This window comes from Pseudomonas sp. P4_C3 (assembly GCF_056402075.1).
In genome coordinates, this window is sequence record NZ_JBFUIC010000034.1 from 17,718 (window position 1) to 39,539 (window position 21,822).

Below are 21,822 nucleotides of genomic sequence, written 5' to 3' on the forward strand. Positions count from 1 at the left end.
CTCAGTTCTCCAGAACCAGTGAAGTATTGACCGTTGCCTCGTGGTGCTGCCGCAATGCCTCGCGTACCTGCTCGGCACTTTCCAGCCCCAGCACCTGCTGGGCGATGGCCTGACAATCCAGCAGGTCCACTTCGCGAACCGCCGCTTTGATCGCCGGAATCAACGGTACGCTCACCGACAGCTCATCCACGCCAAGCCCCAGTAACAGCGGTACCGCCAGTTTTTCCGAAGCCAGGGCGCCGCACACCCCGACCCATTTGCCATGGACATGAGCGGCTTTCACGGTGCTGGCAATCAAGCGCAGCACCGAGGGATGAAAACTGTCGGCCTGACTGGCCAGCCGTGGGTGATCGCGGTCCATGGCCAGGGTGTATTGGGTCAGGTCGTTGGTGCCGATGGAGAAGAAATCCACCTCGGGTGCAAACAGGTCAGCCATCAACGCCGCCGCCGGTACTTCGATCATGATCCCCAGTTTCGGCAGTTCCGTGAGCCCTGATGTCAGCGCCTCTTCTTCAAGCAGCTGACGGGCCAACCGCAACTCCGACAGCTGCGCGACCATCGGCAGCATGATGTGCAGGCGAGCCAGCCCGGCGCTGCTCAGAATTGCCTTGAACTGATCGCGCAACAGCTGCGGACGCTCCAGGCACAAACGAATCCCGCGCATACCCAAAAACGGATTGGTTTCGTGGTCCATCGGCACGTAGGCCAGCGGTTTGTCACCGCCGACATCCAGGGTGCGCACCACCAGATTGCGCGCGGGCCCCAGGGCGCGGGCGATGGCGCTGTAGGTGGAAGCCTGCTCGTCATGGCTTGGCGCATGATTGCGATCCAGATAAAGAAACTCCGAACGCAACAGACCGACGCCCTCGCCACCCAGCGCCATCGCCTGTTCGGCTTCGGCTAGCGAAGCGATATTGGCGGTGATTTCAACGTGATGCCCATCACGGGTACAGGCAGCCAGCCCTGCATTGGCCAGCTCGTATTGCTGGCGTTTCTTTTGCTGCTGACGATGGGTTTGCAACTGCTCGATGGCGGTCAGTTCAGGATCCAGCTGCAACTCGCCCTTGTCGGCATCGAGCAACACCCGCGTGCCGTTGGCCAGTGCCAGCACCTGAACCGGCAAGCCGCAGATCGCCGGCAAGCCGAAGGCCCGCGCGAGAATCGCCACATGGCTGGTAGCTCCACCGCCGACCGTGGCGAACCCCAGCACCTTGCGCGTGTCCAGACCAGCCGTTTGGGAGGGCGTCAGTTGCTCGGCAATCAGAATCGCCCCGTCCGGCAACTCCATCGCACGATCTTCTACACCGAGAATCAACTTCAGTACCCGTTGACCGACGTCGGCCAGGTCGGCAGCCCGTTCGGCCAGCAAGGCATTGCCCAGGCTTTTGAACAAGGCTGCCGTCGACTCGGTGGCCGCACGCCAGGCGAAAGCGGCGCTTTTGCCTGCATCGATCAGTGCCAGTGCCTGATCCAGCAGGCCAGGGTCTTCGAGCAGTTCCTGATGCGCCTTGAAGATGTCTGCCTGAGCGTCGCCCGTGGCGTTGTCACGCAACTGCTGCAGGGCCAGAACCGCTGCCGCCAACGCCCGGGACAGGTGTTCGCGCTCAACCTGAGGGCTGACGCCGGACTCACTCACCTCGAGGGTCTGCTCCGCAATTTGCACCACCTGGCCAAACGCCGACCCCGGCGATGCACAGACGCCGCGCAGCACCTTCAGCGATGAGGCCTCAGCAGCAACCGTCTCAACCTCTGCCATCACCGTCACGACTTCCCCGCAACCGGCGGCCAGCAACTCGGCCAGCGTCTTGATCGCCATTTCGGCATCCGCGCCCTCTGCGCTGACCTGCAGGATGTCACCATGGCCGGTCTGCAAAGCCATGATCGCCACCAAGGATTTGGCGTTCGCGCTGTTCTGCTGTTTATGCAGGCAAATACTCGCCGAAAAGCCTTTCGCCGCTTGGGCAAACACTGCCGCAGGTCGAGCATGCAAACCGTTGGTATTGGGGAGCGTCACCGGTTTGGAGAACAGCGCTTCGCCCTCCTCCGGCATCGGCTCATCGGCCGCCTCTGCGGATGGATTCAGACTCAGCAGCGGCTGACCGCTTTCCACCACACCCGTTTCGGGTGTCAGCCAGGTGAACGGCTCACCGCTGACCACCAGCATCAAGGTCAACAAACTGCGGGCGTTCAAGGCGATGTAATCGGCCTCGAACTCGATCAGCGCCTGCCCCACTACTACCCGCTGACCTTCCTCCACCAACCGGGTGAAACCTTTGCCGGCCAGGTTCACGGTATCGAGGCCGATGTGCATCAGCACCTGCACGCCATTGTCGTCGGTGATGCTGACGGCATGCCCACTGACCTGCACATTGCTGATCACCCCGGCCAGCGGTGCGCACAAGGTTTGCGAAGTCGGATCAATGCACAGACCGTCGCCGATCACGCGACTGGAAAACACCTGATCGGGCACCATGTCCAGCGGCATCAGCACGCCGGACAAGGGTGCCAGCAGTTGCAATTGTTGGGGTGTAGCCATGACGTCACCTGCTGTTTTGTTCTTTATAAAAGACGCTGGGATATTGCGGTACCGGGTAGGAGCTGCCGAAGGTTCGGGCCGCGTTCGGACGATCTTTTGATCTTGGTGTCCTCAAGGACGCCAAAAGATCGCAGCCTTCGGCAGCTCCTACAGGGGTATGCGTTTATTTCCACCAATACTCGACCTGCAATCCGACGTTCGCACCGTGTCGCGCCGTGCCGAAGGAACCGGTGTCGGACAACGCCGAACCCGCCGCCAGCTCGTTGGCCGCCCGTTTGGCCGCCTCGTTCCAGCTGGCATAGGTGTAGTACAAACGCACCTCGGGACGTTCCCAGAACCCCGGGCCTTTTGGCGACCAGGTTGGGACAAAGGAGAATTTACTCAACTTGCGCGTACCTCCTGGGGCCTTGACCTGATCGTGTCCCAGCTCAGTCACCAACTTGAATTGGTCGGTGATTGCGTAAGCCGGGCGAACACCCAGGGAAATCCAGTTCTGGCCGTTACCGTCCGGGCGGATATCCTTCTGATAGACCGCTTCGACCTGACCACCAAAACGCGGTGTCACTTGCCAGTCGAAGAATTCCACCAGCCGGTAGCTCTTGTTGCTGTCGTCCAGGCCCACATCGCCGGTGTAACCCAACCCGGTGCCAGGCCCTTTGCCGTATTGCAGCGCCAGTTTGTTCTTACCGCCGAGGAAGTCTTTCTGCACATGCTGGGCGGTGATTGCCCAACCTGCGTGCGCATCGCTGCGGCCAGGTTTTTCGATGTAACTGAGGCCAAACTCCAGCTCACCGCCGGGGTTGGTCTGAAAACCTGCGACGTTGAAATCCTGCCGGGTGACATAATCCTTCTGGTACAGGTTGTCCTTGCGCGAAAAGGCGTAGCTGTACTTCAGATCGCCGATCAGCACATCTTCGATACCGCCGCCGGTAGCGCTCTGGTTCCAGTAATAGAAGTCGGAAATGTGGATATCGTTCCGTTTGTAGTAACGCCGACCGGCCCACAGCGAACCGCCGTTGAGGCTGGGCATGTTCGACCATTGCGCGTACATCTGGGGCATGCGCACCGAGCCGTTGTCACCGTTGAACGTCAGGTCCTTGTCGTACTGGTTATACAGCGATGCCATGCCGTCGACGCTGAGCACCGAACCATCGTCCRGGGTGTACAGATCCTGGCGCAGTTCAAGTTCAGCGTACTGCTCACATTCGTTACCCAAGCGGTATTTGGTCTGCGCTCCCTGCAACTGGAAACACTGCTGCTTACCGCTGTTAACCGAGGTCCCGACGCCGCTACGCAAGTAACCGGAGAACTCCAGCGCCTGGGCCGACAGTGGTAATGCCAGGCACACGCCCGCCGCTACAAGGCTGCGATTTATTGTTGTTTTCAAGAACCACCTCATTATTCTTATTGTGTGATGCAGCAAAATCGGCGCGCAAAACTCCCCCGCGCAGCGTTCTGCGTGTTTTTTGAAACGGTGCTTTTATTGGTTAAGGGCTAGTGGTCAGTCAGGTGCAGCACGAATGACTCAAACGGCCGTAAAAACACCTGCTGATTGCGCAGCGGACAGTCCGGGTAGTTGCTGATCACCAGCCGTTGCGCCATCGCTTCACTGATCACCTCATCCGGCAGTTCGACTTCGCACGGCGTGCCGTAGAAGTTGTTCAGCACCAGCAAACGCTCGCCATGGCCTTCACGCACGTACGCCCAGATTTGCGTGTGCTCAGGCAATAACTGCCGATACACACCGTCGGACATCAGCGTTTCACGGCGGCGCAGGGCGATCAGCTGACGGTAGTAATGCAACACAGAATCCGGGTCGTCGAGTTGGTGGGCGACGTTGATCTGCGCCGCGTTGGCCGGCACCCCGATCCATGGTTCGGCAGCGCTGAAACCGGCGTTAGGCTCGGCGTTCCAGTGCATGGGCGTGCGACCGTTGTCCCGGGACTTCTGCATGATCGCCGCCATGTTGTCGGCGTCGCTGCTACCTGCCTCGCGCTTGAGCCGGTGAATGTTCAGGGTTTCGACATCGCGGTACTGATCGATGTGATCGAACCCCGGATTGGTCATGCCCAGTTCTTCACCTTGATACACAAACGGCGTGCCCTGCAGGAAATGCAGCGCCGTACCGAGCATCTTCGCCGACACCACCCGATGCTCACCGTCATGACCAAAACGCGAGACCACCCGTGGCTGATCGTGGTTACACCAGAACAGTGCGTTCCAGCCGCCGCCGGCCTGCATGCCGGTTTGCCAGTCGGAGAGGATGCGCTTGAGTGCGAGGAAGTCGAAATCGGCGCGAATCCACTTTTGCAGGTTCGGGTAATCAACCTTCAAGTGATGAAAGTTGAAGGTCATCGAGAGCTCTTTCGACTCTGGCCGCGAATAGCGGATGCAGTGTTCCAGGCTGGTGGATGACATCTCGCCGACGTTGATCAGGTCATGGCCTTCGAACACTTCACGGTGCATTTGCTGCAAGTAGTCGTGGACGTTCGGGCCGTCGGTGTAGAAACGTCGACCGTCGGTGTTGTCCTCGGGGAAATCCGCTGGTTTGGAAATCAGGTTGATCACGTCCAGACGGAAACCACCCACGCCTTTGTCGCGCCAGAAACGCATCATCTTGAAGACTTCGGCACGCACCTGGGGGTTGTCCCAGTTCAGGTCGGCCTGCGTGTGGTCGAACAAGTGCAGGTAGTACTGACCGGTCTGGGCCTCGTACTCCCAGGCCGAACCGCCGAACTTGGATTCCCAGTTGTTCGGCTGGTCGCGCCAGATGTAGAAATCGCGGTAGGGGTTATCGAGGCTGCTGCGGGCCAGCTGGAACCAGGTGTGTTCGATCGAGGTGTGATTGACCACGATGTCGAGCATCAATTTGATCCCGCGCTTACCGGCCTCGGCGATCAGCAACTCGCAGTCGGCCATGGTCCCGTAGCTCGGGTCGATGGCGTAGTAATCGCTGATGTCATAACCATTGTCGCGCTGGGGCGAACGCAGGAACGGCGTGATCCACAGGCAATCGACACCCAGCCAGTGCAGGTAATCGAGCTTGGCCACGACGCCGAGCAAATCCCCCGTGGGGTTGCCGGCGTGGCTGTGAAAACTCTTCGGGTAGATCTGGTAGATCACCGAACGTTGCCAGTCTTGCATGGCGGGACTTCCTCTTAAATTTGTGCCGGCCCCGTAGGGCGAATGCGATCTATCAGGCGACCCGATACCCGGGCCGGACAATCTTCATGCTCAACCCGCAGGTCAGAACAAACGGCACGACCATGGCAATCACCATCCCGATCACGAACATCGGAATGAACTGCGGAATGATCGAGATGAAACCGGGCAATCCGCCGACGCCGATCGCCGAGGCCTGGACCTTGTTCAGCGACAGGAAAATGCTGCCCAGCGCCGAGCCGATCAGGGCCGCATAGAACGGAAACTTGTAGCGCAGGTTGACCCCGAACATGGCCGGTTCGGTGATGCCGAAGTAGGCAGAAATCGCTGAGGTCGAGGCCATGCTCTTGTCCCGCACACTGCGGGTCATGTAGAACACCGCCAGTGCCGCGCTGCCCTGGGCGAGGTTGGACATGACGATCATCGGCCAGATGAATGTGCCGCCCTGAGTGGAGATCAGTTGCAGGTCGACCGCGAGAAACATGTGGTGCATGCCGGTGATCACCAGCGGTGCGTAGAGCAGCCCGAAAATCGCGCCGCCGACCATGGGCGCCAGGTCGAACAGGGTGACCACGCCTTCGGTGATGAGAATCCCCAGATGACGGGTTACCGGGCCAATCACCGCCAGCGCCAGCACACCGGTGACGACGATGGTAGTGATCGGCACCACCAGCAATTGCACCGCGTTAGGCACCCGCGCCCGCAGCCACTTTTCAATCACGCTCATCACGTAGGCCGCCAGCAGGATCGGCAGGATTTGTCCCTGATAACCGACTTTCTCGATCTGAAACATACCGAGGATGTCGAAGTACGGCAGGCTTTGCCCCTCCAGCCCCGCCACTGCTTTGCCGTAGTTCCAGGCATTGAGCAGATCCGGGTGCACCAGCATCAGGCCGAGCACAATGCCGAGGATTTCGCTGCCGCCAAAGCGTTTGGCCGCCGACCAGCCCACCAGCGCCGGGAGAAACACGAACGAGGTGTTGGCCATCAGGTTGATCAGGCTCCAGATCCCGTCAAGCTTAGGGTAGGCATCGAGCAGGGTCTTGCCCTCGATGAACATGCCCTTGGCGCCGATCAGGTTGTTGATGCCCATCAGCAGGCCGGCAATGATCAGCGCCGGGAGGATCGGCATGAACACGTCGGAAAATACCCGCACCAATCGCTGCATCGGGTGGATCTTGTCGGCGCTTTTTTGTTTAACGTCGGCGATGGTCGAGGCGGCGAGACCGGTTTGCCGGCGCAGCTCGGCGTAGACCTTTTCCACTTCGCCGGGGCCGATGACCACCTGGAACAGGCCGCCGGTAAAGAACGAGCCTTTGACCAGATCGATCTGGTTCAGCGTGGCGCTGTTGACCAGGCTCGGGTCCTTGAGGGCCAGGCGTAGCCGTGTGACGCAATGCGCGGCCTGCTCGAGGTTGTCGCTGCCACCGAGGTTGTGCAGCAGCTCAGTGACGATATTCGGATAGTCGTGGCTCATGCTTGTTCTTCCACTGTAGTTTTTTGTTATTGGCAGCACGCCGAAACGAAAAGTACTCGTCTGTACGAGTTATTGCAACAACTCGTACAGACGAGTTTGATCTTGTTTATCCTGAACCTGACAGGCAGCGATATTTCCTACATCCGAAGTCAAAGAAACCCAAAGCCGCATGGACAAACCCCTACCCTGCCCTTAAGGTTCGAAACCTTGAGCACAGCGCGGCATAGAGCCATCCCCATGAGTAAATACAACCAGATCTACAGCGATCTGCTTGCCAGCATCACGACCGAACGTCTGGAACGCGGCGCCCGATTGCCCTCCGAAACCGAACTGATGGACAGCTATCAAGCCAGCCGCGGCACCGTGCGCAAGGCCATCGAGCAATTGCAGGAGCGCGGTTTTGCGCAGAAAGTCCATGGCAAAGGCACCTTCGTGCTGTCGACCAACCCGATCGAATTTCAGCTCGGCGGTATCGTCAGCTTCCAGGAAACCTAYCCGCGACTGGGCAACGACGTCAGCACCGAGGTGGTCGAATTCACCCAGATTCCCCTCGAAGGCCCACTGCTCGAACACATCAAGGCTGAAGAAGGCAGCCTGATCACGCGGATCAAGCGCGTGCGGCGAATCGACGGCAAACGGGTGATCCTCGACATCAACCATTTCGTCAGCGACGTGATTCCCGGCCTGTCCCGCGACATCGCCGAACAATCGATCTACGCCTTCATCGAGCAGACCCTGCAACTGCAAATCGCCTACGCCCAGCGCACCATCGAAGCGGTGCCCCTCAGCAAGGACGACCAGCAACACCTGGACCTCGACGGCCAGAGCCATGTGATCGTGGTCAGCAACCAGACGTTTTTGCAGGATGGGAGGCAGTTCGAGTACACCGAATCGCGGCATACGCTGGATAAGTTCTACTTTTCGGATGTGGCGCGGCGCTGAGACTACACGGTACTGAATCACCAATGGGCATAACTATGTAGTGCACATTCCTTGAACGAACGGGTCATCCTCGGCGCCCGTTACTCAAGGATAGAGAGCATGAACCCAACAGAAACACGCCCACTGCCCAATGCCGCCGACAAGGCAGCGCTCAAGGCGATCGCCACTCGCGTTATCAAGACCTGTCCCAGCCTGCAAGACACGGCGCATGAGGTCGCCGGCAACCTGCTGAAAAAATACGGCATCACCGGCCTCGATCCGGACAACGTGTATTTCCATCGCTTCGACGCAGCCCAAAGCAGCTCGAAAGCCTTCACCGGCTGGGAGCATGTCAACGCGACGCCGACGTCATCCATGACCCTCACGCAATTGGTGATCCACCGCTTTCGCGCCACTGACCAGGACAACGCCGATCTGCTCGACCTGTATGCCGGCTTCTATAGCGCCGGCCCGGGCGCGGGTAACTTCAATGAAACCAACGAAGTACGCCTGCATGGCAAGGACGTGTTGAAAGACTTCTGGAGCATCGATTTCAGTTCGCTCTACAACAAGCACCTGACGGCATTCTGGAGTGATTCCGGCAGCGATTTCCGCACGCTTGCCAAGTGCAACTTCCTGCTAAATGCCGTGCAGGCACGGGATAAACGCCAGTTGAGCGATGAGGATTTCCAGTTCGTGACAAATGCTGCGTTAGGTCCGATTACCTGGCCTGTCAGCCTGCAATTTTTACAATCACAACACCACGGCACCGACAGCATTCGAACCCTGGATGTCGCGGGATATGTCGCGACCACTGTTCTGCGTTTTGTGGCGCCCAAAGGTCGGCAGGTCGTTTACCTGCCCGGCAACAACGATCCCTTCCAGGTTCTGGAAACGGCAATCGACATGCATCACTGGGTGCTGCTGTGGATGGACAAGGGAGACGCGCACGAGTCGTACATGGCGCATTTTTCCCTGGCAGATCGTCAGGATATCGACACAAACATCACCGACCTGATGAATCGACTGGTCGCCACGTGGGGTAAATATGACCATCACCTGATCAACCAGAAAAACCAGGCCATCAGCGGTGACGCGTTCAGTTGGCTACGCGACTCGACAAAAGACGCCATGCTCGCCGAAGCCGTGCTTTCGCTGACCTCCAATGGCGATCTGCGCAAGAAGCTCTGGATCGGTTACCTCACTGCGAGTGTGAAAGTCTTTGGCCCGATGGCGGTTGTGGGATGGCCGGTCGCACTACCGGTTGTGGGCGCCAGCATCGCCAACATGGGGTTGAACATCGATCAAGCGGTCAATGCCAAAACTGCCGCAGAACGCAAGGCTGGCGTCCTTGGTGCAGTACTCTCGGGCATCGATGTGCTGTTTAATCTGCTCGTCCTCAAAGGGCCGGGTTCGCTACAAGAAGTCGGCCCCGAGATCGATGCGGCCGAAGCTCAGGAAATGGCGGAGCTGAAGGAGGGAATGCAATCGTCCAAAGCCCCCGAGCAAACACCAGCCGGCACACCGGTGCAACAGCTGGTCGATGTCGAGTCGGCCGTGAAGGTCCCGGACTCCTTCAAAATCGATGTGTCATTGAATGACGACACACTGATTCGTGAACCGGGCAAGCTACAAGGCACTTACCCACTGACCTCCAACCCTTCATCGGCCATCAAGATCAACGACAACGCTTACTACGTGCGCTATATCGATAATCTCAATGGAGGCAACCATTGGGCAATTATCGACCCGACCAATCCCCTGGCCTCCTCGGGGTCTATCCCTGTACGTCTGAATGCCGCAGGCAAATGGGAAATCCTCCCCCGATTAGGACTAAGAGGAGGCATGGACGTACCTCCACTCGCTGGCGCGTCAAATGAGCCTGTCGTCGAAGAGTGGGCGCGAACGCCCGGCATTCATGTCCCCGGCCTCACAGATCCCGAAATGAGAGCCTGGGCACTCGGCGGACCCGACGTGCTCTGTGTGTTCAGGAGGGTATGGACTGTCGGCTCGATCGACGTGCGCAGCGTGCTCGGGATCGATGCTGATGCCGGGGGAGCCCGTAGTAATTTCATGTCTGTCGATGACGAAGCTCTTACGACCGAGAGCGAATTCGAGTTGGCTCAGGAAGAATCTCGCAGCAATCTCATCAGCGATGCAAAAGCCTACTACGAGCTCAATCCCCCAACGCTTCGTCCACCGGTATTGTCTGAACGATTAAACACATCGACCGAGCTGTTCGATAGCGCATTTGCCGAAAAACCGGGACTCGTCGTGGGCGAGAGCCGCGGCAGCATCGGCAGCAAACAATTGCTGATCGAAAACATGCCCACCCTGGCACAGCGTGGCGTGAAGACACTGTACTTGCAGGAACTGCTGGCCAACGTCAACCAGCTCGATCTGGATACCTTTGCAAGAACCGGCGAAATGCCCGAGGAGCTGGAGAGCTACCTGAGAAAACTCGATATCCATGCCGGCAACGATCCCGAGGGTAAATTCAACCTGATGGAACTGGTGAAAGCGGCCAATGCCCAGCGCATCCGGGTTCAAGCCGTCGACATGTCGACGACCTTCCATATCAATGAACGCTTTCTTCTGCGTGATCCGAACACTCGAATGGCAAGGAGCTTTTTTGCCAGCGAGGTCATTAAAACCAATGAAGAATTAAACGGGCCCGCCAAGTGGATTGCCTTGGTCAATCAGGAGCATATGACGAGCTTCAGAGACTACCAGGGCATCAGCGAGCAGACCGACGCCCTGAGTATTCGGGTCGACGATGTAATACCGGGCCAGGCTCAACCCATCGATCTCGATCCAGGATTAGCGGTGGAGTATGACGACTATCCGGATTCCCCTGTTTCTGAAGTGGTGGACGGCCTCAGTGATTTCGGCGGGGTCGTAGCGCGAATCAAAGCCGACTGGCGTGTACAAATGCAAACGCCGTGGGCCTACCGCAGTTCACGGGACTTGCGAGCGCTGCTGCCGGATCCCGGGATGTTCACCTTCCAGCGTTACAGAAGTAGCCTGCTGGTGGTTTACCGCGATGCCGAAAATCGAATGGCAGACAGTGTGATCAGAATGACATCTGAAGGCAGGATGAATCTGGATACCCCGCTCAGGCCGTCCTACGACACCATGACGGTAAATAGCCTTGATGAACTGAAACAGGCATTGATCAAAAAAGGCATGCAGCCAATGGGATGGCCTGAGGTAACCGGCGAGGCAGAGGGTGCTGCCTCGGTGGTCGAGGAACTTGCCCAGGTAGCGCCTGAACTTCAGCGGTCGACCATCCCTCAGCACTGGCAAGCCAACGAAGTGCTGGAAGGGTTAACACCCGAATCAAGTTCTGGAAAATTCCAGGGCATCTATCGACTCGACTCGGAACCCTCGACCGCCATCATGCTGGACGAGATGCCCTATTACGTTCGCTTTCAAAGCGATGGTACCGGATCCGGGCACTGGGCAATCATTGATCCGGAGCGTCCATCAACGTTCGCTGGCTCGATTCCTGTTCGTTTGAATGCCGAAGGCGAGTGGGAAACGATGCAGCGATATGGCCTCAAAGGAGGCGGCAATACCCTCAGGGGAACGTCGCAAGCGGTGGTACAGAACACGCCGCCAGTCAGCGTGCGTAAACCCGTCACACAGTACGATGCCCCGAACCTATACAGCGTCAGGAGACTGGCGCTGGGCAAACCGGAAATCCATATCAAAATGATCCCGCAGGGTAATGGGCGTGTGATGCTTCTAACCCCCTATCAAGAATACATCGATGCCCGTCGGATCAAGCTGTCACTGGACGCCCGCAACTACTTTTCCCGCACCCGATTGTTCGCTTCCTTACCGGCACGCCCGGTCGTCCCCGTCGTCACGCCATCGACCACTGCCCCGGAACTGATCGAGAAAGTGTTCAACGCTGCACCGGGCCTGGTCATCGGTGAGAGTCAGGATCGCATTGCCAGCATGCGTTTTCTCATCGAGAACATGCCAGCCCTTTCCCGACAAGGAGTTAAAACGCTCTATTTTCATCGTTTGCTCAACGACTTCAGTCAACTGGACTTGAATGAATTCGCCAGGACCGGAGAGATGTCCGATGACCTCGAAAAGTACCTGCAACAACTGAAAAGCGATCCATCCGGGCAGTACACACCACTTGAGGTGGTCAAGACTGCCCGACTCAACGGGATTCGGGTTCAGGCAACGGATTGTCTGGCGAGCTACCGCTACCCCGGCCTTGCACTTCCTGACACCCAGGAGCAAGCCATCAAGAGCTATCTCACCCATACCATCATGGAGGCAAACGAATCGCTCAACGGGACCGGCAATTGGGTTGTGCTGACCGATCAGGAAAACACCAATACCTTTCGGAGCATGCCGGGCATCAGCGAAATCCACGGTGGTATCGGTCTGCGCATCGAAGAAGTGCTGCCTGAAAACAACTTGCTGATCGAGCTGGATCGAGGAATCGAAGTGAACCGCGTTACTCTTGCGCAAAATGCCCCCTTCAACGGAGATTCCGATACCTTATCCGCCGATCTGAGTTTGCAGATGCCACTGCCGCTGCTCGAAAGAACGTCCGAGGAACTCAACCGACTGTTGCTGCGCCAAGGCATGTTCACCTTTGAGAAGTCGAATGACGACTGGACGCTGGTTCATCGCGGCAGAGACGGCCAGATTGCCCGAACGCCGGTCGGGCGTACGGTTGACGGTGAGTATCTGATCGTCCGTCCGTCATGGACCGCCGTCCATCGGGTGCCTTACGCAAACATCGTAGAACTGTCCCGTGCGCTCACACGAACCGGCATGGTTTTCATAGGTCGCCTGCCTAACCCGGCACCCGCTCTCTGAAATGCAAAAAGCCCCCGATCTCTCGATCGGGGGCTTCATTTGCCACTATCGTTTTGAGCCTGGGTTCACAAGCTCAATCACGATCACTCCCACTCAATCGTCGCCGGCGGCTTGCTCGACACGTCATAAGTGACGCGGGAGATGCCTTCGATTTCGTTGATGATGCGGCCGCTGACGGTTTCCAGCAGTTCGTAAGGCAGGTGCGCCCAACGCGCGGTCATGAAGTCGATGGTTTCCACGGCACGCAGGGCCACGACCCAGGCGTAACGACGGCCATCGCCAACCACGCCAACCGATTTCACCGGCTGAAACACCACGAACGCCTGGCTGACCTTGTGGTACCAGTCGGCCTTGCGCAGTTCTTCGATGAAGATGTGGTCGGCGCGACGCAGCAGGTCGGCGTATTCCTTCTTCACTTCACCAAGGATCCGCACGCCCAGGCCCGGGCCCGGGAACGGGTGACGGTAGACCATGTCGTACGGCAGGCCCAGTTCCAGGCCCAGACGACGGACTTCGTCCTTGAACAGCTCGCGCAGCGGTTCAACCAGTTTGAGGTTCATTTCTTCCGGCAGGCCGCCCACGTTGTGGTGCGACTTGATCACGTGGGCCTTGCCGCTTTTCGCGCCAGCCGACTCGATCACGTCCGGGTAGATGGTGCCCTGAGCGAGGTACTTGATGTTTTCCAGTTTGTTCGACTGGGCATCGAATACGTCGATGAAGGTGCGACCGATGATCTTGCGCTTCTTTTCCGGGTCGGCTTCGCCGGCCAGGTTGTCGAGGAACTGATCTTCAGCGTTGGCGCGGATCACCTTGACGCCCATGTTCTCGGCGAACATGGCCATCACTTGCTCGCCTTCGTGCAGGCGCAGCAGGCCGTTGTCGACGAACACGCAGGTCAGCTGGTCGCCAATGGCCTTGTGCAGCAGCGCGGCAACCACGGACGAGTCCACACCGCCGGACAGGCCAAGCAGGACGTTGTCAGTGCCGACCTGGGCGCGAACCTGGGCGATGGCGTCTTCAGCGATCTTCGACGGCGTCCACAGGGCTTCACACTCGCAGATGTCGAGGATGAAGCGCGACAGGATGCGACCGCCCTGCTTGGTGTGGGTCACTTCCGGGTGGAACTGCACGCCGTAATAGCGACGCTCGTCGCTGAACATGCCGGCGATCGGGCAGCTCGGGGTGCTGGCCAGGATATGGAAGTCTTCCGGCATGCGGGTGACCTTGTCACCGTGGCTCATCCATACGTCGAGGCCGAACAGGCCGTCGGCGTCGATGTGGTCTTCGATGCCATCGAGCAGGCGGCTCTTGCCGACCACGTCTACGCGGGCATAACCGAACTCACGCAGCTCGGAACCTTCAACCTTGCCACCCAGTTGCTCGGCCATGGTCTGCATGCCGTAGCAGATACCGAAGACCGGCACGCCCAGATCGAAAACGGCTTGCGGGCAGCGCGGGCTGTTGGCTTCGTGAACCGACTCTGGGCCGCCGGCGAGGATGACGCCTTTAGGAGCGAATTCGCGGATCGCATCTTCGTCCATGTCGAACGGGTGCAGTTCGCAGTACACGCCGATTTCACGCACGCGGCGGGCGATCAGTTGGGTGTACTGGGAACCGAAGTCGAGGATCAGGATGCGGTGAGCGTGAATATCGAGGGCCATGATTCAGTCTCGTCTAAGTCATTCAGAAACAGTCGTGATTCAGAAACAACTCGGGGCTGAATAAAACAGCCCCGGTTGCTTAGCTTGTTGCTTGAAGGCTCAACCTACGCGGTAGTTTGGCGCTTCCTTGGTGATCTGCACGTCGTGAACGTGGGATTCGGCCATGCCGGCGCCGGTGATCCGCACGAACTCAGGCTTGGTGCGCATCTCTTCGATGTCGGCGCTACCGGTGTAGCCCATCGATGAACGCAGGCCGCCCATCAGCTGATGGATGATGGCGCTCAGGGTGCCCTTGTACGGAACACGCCCTTCGATACCTTCCGGAACCAGCTTCTCGGCGCCTGCCGAGGAGTCCTGGAAGTAGCGGTCGGAGGAACCCTGGGCCTGGGACATGGCGCCCAGCGAACCCATGCCGCGGTAAGCCTTGTACGAGCGACCCTGGAACAGTTCGATCTCGCCCGGCGCTTCTTCGGTACCGGCGAACATCGAGCCCATCATCACGCAGGAAGCACCGGCTACGATGGCCTTGGACAGGTCACCGGAGAAACGGATGCCGCCGTCGGCGATCAACGGTACGCCAGTGCCTTCAAGGGCAGCAGCAACGTTGGCGATGGCACTGATTTGCGGCACGCCGACACCGGCGACGATACGGGTGGTGCAGATCGAGCCAGGGCCGATACCGACCTTGACTGCGTCAGCGCCAGCTTCGGCCAGGGCCTTGGCGGCAGCGCCGGTGGCGATGTTGCCGCCGATGACCTGCACTTCAGGGAAATTCTGCTTGACCCAGCGAACGCGGTCGATCACGCCCTTGGAGTGACCGTGAGCGGTGTCGACTACCACCACGTCAACGCCAGCAGCGACCAGCGCGGCAACGCGGTCACCGGTGTCTTTACCGGTGCCGACTGCTGCGCCAACACGCAGACGACCTTGATCGTCCTTGCTGGCCAGCGGGTAAGCCTTGGCTTTTTCGATGTCGTTGACGGTCATCATGCCCTTGAGGGCGAACTTGTCGTCGACGATCAGCACGCGCTCGATGCGGTGCTTGTGCAGCAGTTCACGCACATCGTTCTTGTCGGCGCCTTCCTTGACCGTGACCAGACGCTCTTTAGGCGTCATCACTTCACGGACAGTGGCTTCCAGACGGTTCTCGAAACGCACGTCACGGGAGGTGACAATGCCGACCAGGTCGCCATTGTGCAGCACCGGAACGCCGGAGATGTTGTGCATGCGGGTCAGTTCGAACAACTCGCGCACGGTGGCGTCGGCGACGATGGTGATCGGGTCCTTGACCACACCGGCTTCGTAACGCTTGACCTTGCGGACTTCGGCCGCTTGCTGCTCGATGGTCATGTTCTTGTGGATGATACCGATACCACCTTCCTGAGCCATGGCGATTGCCAGACGGGCTTCAGTGACGGTGTCCATGGCAGCGGAAACCAGTGGAATATTCAGCTCGATGCCACGGGTAAGGCGGGTCTTGAGACTGACTTCGTTAGGAAGCACCTCGGAATAACCGGGCACTAGGAGAATGTCGTCGAATGTCAGAGCTTCTTGGCTGATACGCAGCATCGCGGGGGCTCCCGAGCGGGAAAATGGAAGCGCGCCATTATAGTCAGACACCCCCTCGGGTTCAATGTAAAACTCTATCTATTATCGACCTTATAGATATACGGAACATATCGCCCCTGTAGGAGCTGCCGCAGGCTGCGATCTTTTGATCGGCATACGGCGTTTAGAGTTCGACTTTCACCCAGCTGACCGGCTGATCGAGCCAATCGGCGAATTCATCGATAAAGCTCTGCTTGAACCCGGCTTCGGCCCAGTTATTGAAGATGAAACCGAGGTTGGAGAAGCCGCATTCCTGCAGGAACAGGAAGCCGTTGATGTCGTCTTCATGCCCGCATTCGGGGCAGGTGAAGTTGTCGGTGCGCCCCGGCATCCAGTCTTCCAGGCTTTCGAACAGGGCTTCACCGACTTCCTTGCGGCACTCGGCGCAGCCCGCTTCTTCAAGGAAACCCTTGGCTGGCGTATAGATGCAGCGCTTGGTGATGATCTCCAGGCCATTGATCGGCTCGCCGAACGGCAGGGCTTCGGGGTGCAGGACCACTGCGCGGGCACCGTCGGCGATGGCGTGGGCCATGCGATTGCCGGTGCGGCCGCAAGTGGTCAGCTCCTCCTCGATGATGTTCTTGCGCACCAGCCAGCGCACGACGGCCCGGGCCCGGGGTTCGTGGACCGGCAGGGTGGAGATTTTCGGGACGATGATGCTTTGGGAGTTCATGGGTACAGGCCTGGAGCTTTAATGAAGGGTCTTGCGGGTAAATCTGATGCCGGTCGATCAACAACCCCTGTAGGAGCGAGCCTGCTCGCGATAGCGCAAAGCCTGTCAACATCAATGTCGACTATGAATTCGCTTTCGCGAGCAGGCTCGCTCCTACAGTGAATTGCGGCGAGCCCATAAAAGGTATAGGCCCGCCGGAGAGTTTTTTACAGTTCTACGACAACCGCCTGCGAAGCACGGGTCGCCTTGGCGCGGGCGGTTTCGATCGATTCGTCGCGGGCCAGGGCTACGCCCATGCGGCGTTGACCGTTGACTTCAGGCTTGCCGAACAGGCGCAGCGCGGTATCCGGTTCGCTCAGGGCAGCGCCCAGGTTGGCGAAAGCGGTCTGGGTCGACTGCCCTTCCACCAGGATCACCGCCGAGGCCGAAGGCCCGAACTGACGGATCAACGGAATCGGCAGACCGAGAATGGCCCGAGCGTGCAGGGCGAACTGCGACAGGTCCTGGGAGATCAGGGTGACCAGGCCGGTGTCGTGCGGGCGCGGCGAGACTTCGCTGAACCACACCTGATCACCTTTTATGAACAGCTCGACACCGAACAGACCACGGCCACCCAGGGCTTCGGTCACGGCTTTGGCGACACGTTCGGATTCAGCCAGGGCAATCGGGCTCATGGCTTGCGGCTGCCAGGACTCCTGATAGTCGCCCTTCTCCTGACGGTGGCCGACCGGCGCGCAGAAGGTGGTGCCGCCGACGTGGCGCACGGTCAGCAGGGTGATTTCGTAGTCGAAATCGATGAAGCCTTCGATGATCACCCGACCTTTACCGGCACGGCCACCTTCCTGGGCGTAGTCCCAGGCTTTCTGCACGTCATCGACGCTGCGCAACAGGCTCTGGCCCTTGCCCGAGGAACTCATGACCGGCTTGACCACACACGGGAAACCGAGGTCTTCGACGGCTTTGCTGTAGTCCTCGAAGGTGTCGGCGAAATGGTACGGCGAGGTTGGCAGGTCCAGTTCTTCAGCGGCCAGGCGACGGATGCCTTCGCGGTTCATGGTCAATTGCGCGGCGCGGGCAGTCGGGATCACGTTGAAACCTTCGGCCTCCAGTTCCACCAGGGTAGCGGTGGCGATGGCTTCGATTTCCGGCACGATGAAGTGCGGCTTCTCGGCTTCGATCACGGCGCGCAAGGCAGCACCATCGAGCATGTTGATCACGTGGCTGCGGTGCGCCACCTGCATGGCCGGCGCATTGGCGTAGCGGTCCACGGCAATCACTTCAACGCCCAGGCGTTGCAGCTCGATCACCACTTCCTTGCCCAACTCGCCACAGCCACACATCAATACGCGGGTCGCGGTGGGCGACAATGGAGTTCCGATACGGGTCATCTGAAGGTCCTCAAGGAGCGGATCATCGAGGGAAGCGCGCTTCCCATGGGGAGAAAGCGCGGCATTTTACATGAACTTCAGCTGACGACAGCCTGTTTGCGCAGGCGCCAGGCCATGATCAGCCACACGGCGGTGACCCCGGCGAACTTCGAACCCAGGGCGGTGAGGATCACCCCCGGCGTCAGGGCATCGATCATGCCGAAAAAGATAAAGGTATCGAGGGGAATACTCAGGGCCGAACTTATCCACAGGCGATCATGCAGCGCACGTTTGGTGATGCTGAACACCAGCCAGTCGATGCACTCGGAAACCGCGAAGGCCGTGGCGCTGGCCAGAGCGATGGACGGATCAGAGGTGACATAGGACAACACCAGTGCCGCCAGCATCGCCACGAGGGTGCCATGCCCGAAACGGGCTTGCACCATGTCGCGCAACACAAACACCAGCCCGCCCCAGGCCGACCAGATGATGTCCAGGTCCGGTGCGGTGGAAAAGGCATAGTTGATCAGCACGACGCTGCTGATGTAGGCGATCAGGAAGAACATGGGCGGGAAATACCTGGCAATTTGACGCACAGGATACTGTAGGAGCGAGCCAGCTCGCGATGGGCGTGAACGATAACGCGGGGAGTCTGGTTCCCCGCGGTGTTCTTGAGTCCATCGCGAGCAGGCTCGCCCCCACAGTCGACCGCATTCCCATGTAGGAGCGAGCTTGTTCCGGGGCGAATTCAGCTATCGGATTTGGAAGGGAGCATCCAGATCAACCCACTGGCCTTGGCCCGCTCATGACACAACCCCAGCACCTTGCGCCGCTCGTCGTTGTCCATGCGGCTCCAGCGGGTAATCTCCTCCACCGTGCGTTGGCAACCGGTGCAGATATCATCGTCGTCCAGCGCACAAATGCTCACGCAGGGCGATGCCACCGGGCGTTCGGTGGCGGTCATTGTTCCTGCTCGGCCAGATCGCGGGCATAACGCTGCGAGTTGTGCACGTAGTGAGCAGCGCTGGCCTCCAGCATCCTGATTTGCGGCTCGGTCAGTTCGCGCACCACCTTTCCCGGTGAGCCCATGACCAGCGACCCATCGGGGATCTCCTTGCCTTCGCCGATCAGCGAGTTGGCGCCGATGATGCAGTTCTTGCCGATCTTCGCGCCATTGAGAATCACCGCGTTGATCCCGATCAGGCTGTAGTCGCCGACGGTGCAGCCGTGGAGCATGGCGTTATGGCCGATGGTCACGCCAGTGCCGATGGTCAGCGGGTAGCCCATGTCGGTGTGCATCACGGTGCCGTCCTGGACGTTGCTGTCCTTGCCGATCAGGATCAACTCGTTGTCGCCACGCARYACGGCGTTGAACCAGACGTTGGCGCCCTCTTCCAGCTTGACCTTGCCCACCAGCACGGCATTGGGTGCGACCCAGCTCTGTGGATGGGTTTCGACGCGGGCGTCGCCCAGGCGGTATTTCATCTGTGTTTCCTCAAGGCTCAGGCGGGCTTTTTGGCCATTCGAACGATGGCTTCAGGTATTGATAAAGCTTTTAGGAGGCTGATGCAGGCTGATTTTTGCGTCATACAGCAGGTTGATCAACTCGACGATCATGATCGCCGTCAGCCCCCAGATCTTGTATTCACCATAGCGATAGCTCGGCACGTACCAGCTGTGGCCCTGATAATCGATGCGATGGGTATGTTCGCGGGGGTCTTTGCGGAAGAACTCCAGGGGCACGCTGAACACCGCGGCAATCTCGGCATCGTTGGCCCGGTATTCGACAAAATCCGGGATCACCCCGACGTAGGGCGTGACCTGGATGCCATGCAGGCTGATCAGCGGGCTGAGCGGGCCGATCACCTCGACCAGCCCCGGCGGCAGGCCGATCTCTTCTTCGGCTTCACGCAGGGCGGTGAAAATCAGGTCCGGGTCTTCAGGGTCACGACGCCCGCCGGGAAAGGCAACTTCGCCGCCATGGGTCGACAGGCCGCTGGCACGCAGGGTCAACACCAGCTCAGGCTCGTCACTGCGGGTGATGGGCACCAGCACCGCGGCCTCGGGAAAACGACGGTCGGTCTCCAGTGTGCGTGGTGTGTGGTTACTAACCCGATGCAGTAGCTCGTCCAGCATGAGTGTTCTCGATCTGTGCCCTACCCGGCATCATGCACCAATCGCTGCGGTCGCCCAACCCCCGCAGCAGCCCCATGTCGCGAAACGACAACTTGCCGACAGACACTGCCGCACGCCAAGATAGGCGCAGCATTCAGGAACCCCAGCATGAAATTTTGCAGCCAGTGCGGTAACCCGGTGACCCAGCGCATTCCCGAAGGCGATTCGCGCCTGCGTTTTGTCTGCGACAGCTGTCAGGCCATTCACTACCAGAACCCCAACATCGTCGCCGGCTGCGTGGCGACTTGGGGCACCCGGGTGTTGCTGTGCCGACGGGCCATCGAGCCACGTCGCGGCTACTGGACCCTGCCCGCCGGTTTCATGGAGAACGGCGAAACCATCGAGCAGGCAGCCATTCGCGAAACCGCCGAGGAAGCCTGCGCCCGGGTGCGCAACCTGAGCATCTATACCCTGATCGACGTGCCACACATCAGCCAGGTGCATGTGTTCTTCCGGGCCGAACTGGCGGACCTGGACTTCTCTGCCGGCCCCGAGAGCCTGGAAGTGCAACTATTCGACGAAGCGGACATTCCATGGGATGAGCTGGCTTTCCGCACGGTGGGTCGTACCTTAGAATGCTTCTTCGCTGACCGGCGGACCGAGGTCTATCCCGTTCGGTCTGAATCGATCCCGCCACTTGCTCAGCCTGCCATTATCTGATGTCATCTCGGCATCACACAAAGGCGCCGAAAGATCGCCCGAACGCGGCACGAGCCTGCGGCAGCTCCTGCAAAAACTTCTATACATAAATAGTCGCGACACCTCCTGGGGAATCGTTTCAATGCGCTGGTTGCTTGCCCTGTTCTGTTTGTCGTTTGTCACGGTGTCCCAGGCTTCTGCCGTGGAAACCCTGGACGGCAAGGTCATCGAGAAGATCCTGATTCTCAAGTCTTCCCATCAATTGCAATTGATCAATGACGGCAAGCCGCTCAAGACCTATCGCATTTCCCTGGGCAAGCGTCCCAAGGGGCCCAAGCTGATGGAAGGCGACAAGCGCACCCCGGAAGGTTTCTACTGGGTCGACTGGCGCAAGGTCAGCGACCGCTTCAACCTGGCGATGCACGTTTCCTACCCGAACATCAGCGACTCGGCCCGCGCCCGTCGTGAAGGCGTCGAGCCCGGCGGCATGATCATGATCCACGGCACCCCGGACAGCGAAGACACCCCGGAAGACCTGTTCCACACCCTGGACTGGACTGACGGCTGCATCGCCATGCGCAACATGGACATGCGCGAAGTCTGGAACCTGGTGCCCGACGGCACGATGATCGAAATCCGCCCGTAATCCCCCACGACCGTTGGTCGCCCGAAAAAAATAAATTAAAAAGATCGCAGCCTGCGGCAGCTCCTACGGAGTTGATACCAATCCCGTAGGAGCTGCCGCAGGCTGCGAT

At 59.2% G+C, this 21,822-nt stretch carries 16 protein-coding genes; 4 read left to right on the plus strand and 12 right to left on the minus strand.

Annotation, left to right across the window (positions count from 1 at the left end; genetic code table 11):
* Position 1 precedes the first annotated feature (1 nt).
* From ptsP to treP, 4 genes are all read right to left on the minus strand, one after another.
* Complete coding sequence (ptsP, locus tag AC1DVH_RS09065; RefSeq protein WP_477753498.1) at positions 2-2,536, minus strand: phosphoenolpyruvate--protein phosphotransferase; 2,535 nt, start codon at positions 2,534-2,536, stop codon at positions 2-4.
* A 163-nt stretch (positions 2,537-2,699) separates the two neighbouring features.
* Positions 2,700-3,923: a carbohydrate porin gene (locus tag AC1DVH_RS09070; protein ID WP_477753499.1), complete on the minus strand. Its 1,224-nt coding sequence runs from the start codon at positions 3,921-3,923 to the stop codon at positions 2,700-2,702.
* A 107-nt stretch (positions 3,924-4,030) separates the two neighbouring features.
* Positions 4,031-5,680 carry an alpha,alpha-phosphotrehalase gene (treC, locus tag AC1DVH_RS09075; protein WP_477753500.1) on the minus strand — a complete coding sequence of 550 codons (1,650 nt, stop codon included), beginning with the start codon at positions 5,678-5,680 and terminating at the stop codon, positions 4,031-4,033.
* Positions 5,681-5,732: 52 nt separating this feature from the next.
* Complete coding sequence (gene treP, locus AC1DVH_RS09080) at positions 5,733-7,175, minus strand: PTS system trehalose-specific EIIBC component (protein WP_477753501.1); 1,443 nt, start codon at positions 7,173-7,175, stop codon at positions 5,733-5,735.
* Between the two features lie 237 nt (positions 7,176-7,412).
* Between treP and treR the strand changes: the two genes are divergently transcribed.
* On the plus strand, positions 7,413-8,117 hold the full coding sequence (gene treR, locus AC1DVH_RS09085) for a trehalose operon repressor (protein ID WP_477753502.1): 705 nt from the start codon (positions 7,413-7,415) through the stop codon (positions 8,115-8,117).
* 99 nt (positions 8,118-8,216) lie between these two features.
* A complete protein-coding gene (locus AC1DVH_RS09090) occupies positions 8,217-12,944 on the plus strand; it encodes a membrane-targeted effector domain-containing toxin (protein WP_477753503.1) in 4,728 nt (1,575 codons plus the stop codon).
* 83 nt (positions 12,945-13,027) lie between these two features.
* On the opposite strand, the gene guaA is transcribed toward AC1DVH_RS09090, so the two are convergent.
* The 8 genes from guaA to AC1DVH_RS09130 form a co-directional block, all read right to left on the minus strand.
* Positions 13,028-14,605: a glutamine-hydrolyzing GMP synthase gene (guaA, locus tag AC1DVH_RS09095; protein ID WP_477753504.1), complete on the minus strand. Its 1,578-nt coding sequence runs from the start codon at positions 14,603-14,605 to the stop codon at positions 13,028-13,030.
* A 99-nt stretch (positions 14,606-14,704) separates the two neighbouring features.
* Entirely contained in the window at positions 14,705-16,174 is a 1,470-nt protein-coding gene (gene guaB, locus AC1DVH_RS09100) for an IMP dehydrogenase (RefSeq protein ID WP_008053208.1), read from the minus strand.
* Positions 16,175-16,337: 163 nt separating this feature from the next.
* The gene (locus AC1DVH_RS09105; protein WP_046040989.1) at positions 16,338-16,886 is read right to left on the minus strand and encodes a hypothetical protein; all 549 of its coding nucleotides are present in this window, start codon (positions 16,884-16,886) and stop codon (positions 16,338-16,340) included.
* Between the two features lie 206 nt (positions 16,887-17,092).
* Positions 17,093-18,274: a formate-dependent phosphoribosylglycinamide formyltransferase gene (gene purT, locus AC1DVH_RS09110; RefSeq protein ID WP_477753505.1), complete on the minus strand. Its 1,182-nt coding sequence runs from the start codon at positions 18,272-18,274 to the stop codon at positions 17,093-17,095.
* Positions 18,275-18,351: 77 nt separating this feature from the next.
* Positions 18,352-18,819 carry a preQ0 transporter gene (locus AC1DVH_RS09115; RefSeq protein WP_477753506.1) on the minus strand — a complete coding sequence of 156 codons (468 nt, stop codon included), beginning with the start codon at positions 18,817-18,819 and terminating at the stop codon, positions 18,352-18,354.
* Between the two features lie 182 nt (positions 18,820-19,001).
* Positions 19,002-19,217, minus strand: coding sequence for a DUF1289 domain-containing protein (locus tag AC1DVH_RS09120; RefSeq protein WP_477753507.1), 216 nt, complete (start codon positions 19,215-19,217; stop codon positions 19,002-19,004).
* The gene (locus tag AC1DVH_RS09125; RefSeq protein WP_477753508.1) at positions 19,214-19,738 is read right to left on the minus strand and encodes a gamma carbonic anhydrase family protein; all 525 of its coding nucleotides are present in this window, start codon (positions 19,736-19,738) and stop codon (positions 19,214-19,216) included. Before AC1DVH_RS09125 ends, AC1DVH_RS09120 begins: the two co-directional genes overlap by 4 nt.
* Before the next feature lie 51 nt (positions 19,739-19,789).
* Positions 19,790-20,389, minus strand: coding sequence for a CoA pyrophosphatase (locus AC1DVH_RS09130; protein ID WP_477753509.1), 600 nt, complete (start codon positions 20,387-20,389; stop codon positions 19,790-19,792).
* Between the two features lie 147 nt (positions 20,390-20,536).
* On the opposite strand from AC1DVH_RS09130, the gene AC1DVH_RS09135 reads away from it, so the two are divergent.
* Positions 20,537-21,088, plus strand: a complete 552-nt coding sequence (locus AC1DVH_RS09135; RefSeq protein WP_477753510.1) for an NUDIX hydrolase — start codon at positions 20,537-20,539, stop codon at positions 21,086-21,088.
* 121 nt (positions 21,089-21,209) lie between these two features.
* Positions 21,210-21,713 (plus strand): L,D-transpeptidase family protein, encoded by a 504-nt coding sequence (locus tag AC1DVH_RS09140; protein ID WP_477753511.1) that lies wholly within the window; start codon positions 21,210-21,212, stop codon positions 21,711-21,713.
* The last annotated feature ends 109 nt before the right edge of the window (positions 21,714-21,822 follow it).

What these genes read in the sequence shown, in the direction of transcription:
- ptsP (WP_477753498.1), bottom strand. Translation starts at nt 2,536, where the DNA reads ATGGCTACACCCCAACAATTGCAACTGCTGGCACCCTTGTCCGGCGTG.
- treC (WP_477753500.1), bottom strand. Translation starts at nt 5,680, where the DNA reads ATGCAAGACTGGCAACGTTCGGTGATCTACCAGATCTACCCGAAGAGT.
- treP (WP_477753501.1), bottom strand. Translation starts at nt 7,175, where the DNA reads ATGAGCCACGACTATCCGAATATCGTCACTGAGCTGCTGCACAACCTC.
- AC1DVH_RS09090 (WP_477753503.1), top strand. Translation starts at nt 8,217, where the DNA reads ATGAACCCAACAGAAACACGCCCACTGCCCAATGCCGCCGACAAGGCA.
- guaA (WP_477753504.1), bottom strand. Translation starts at nt 14,605, where the DNA reads ATGGCCCTCGATATTCACGCTCACCGCATCCTGATCCTCGACTTCGGT.
- guaB (WP_008053208.1), bottom strand. Translation starts at nt 16,174, where the DNA reads ATGCTGCGTATCAGCCAAGAAGCTCTGACATTCGACGACATTCTCCTA.
- AC1DVH_RS09105 (WP_046040989.1), bottom strand. Translation starts at nt 16,886, where the DNA reads ATGAACTCCCAAAGCATCATCGTCCCGAAAATCTCCACCCTGCCGGTC.
- purT (WP_477753505.1), bottom strand. Translation starts at nt 18,274, where the DNA reads ATGACCCGTATCGGAACTCCATTGTCGCCCACCGCGACCCGCGTATTG.
- AC1DVH_RS09115 (WP_477753506.1), bottom strand. Translation starts at nt 18,819, where the DNA reads ATGTTCTTCCTGATCGCCTACATCAGCAGCGTCGTGCTGATCAACTAT.
- AC1DVH_RS09120 (WP_477753507.1), bottom strand. Translation starts at nt 19,217, where the DNA reads ATGACCGCCACCGAACGCCCGGTGGCATCGCCCTGCGTGAGCATTTGT.
- AC1DVH_RS09130 (WP_477753509.1), bottom strand. Translation starts at nt 20,389, where the DNA reads ATGCTGGACGAGCTACTGCATCGGGTTAGTAACCACACACCACGCACA.
- AC1DVH_RS09135 (WP_477753510.1), top strand. Translation starts at nt 20,537, where the DNA reads ATGAAATTTTGCAGCCAGTGCGGTAACCCGGTGACCCAGCGCATTCCC.
- AC1DVH_RS09140 (WP_477753511.1), top strand. Translation starts at nt 21,210, where the DNA reads ATGCGCTGGTTGCTTGCCCTGTTCTGTTTGTCGTTTGTCACGGTGTCC.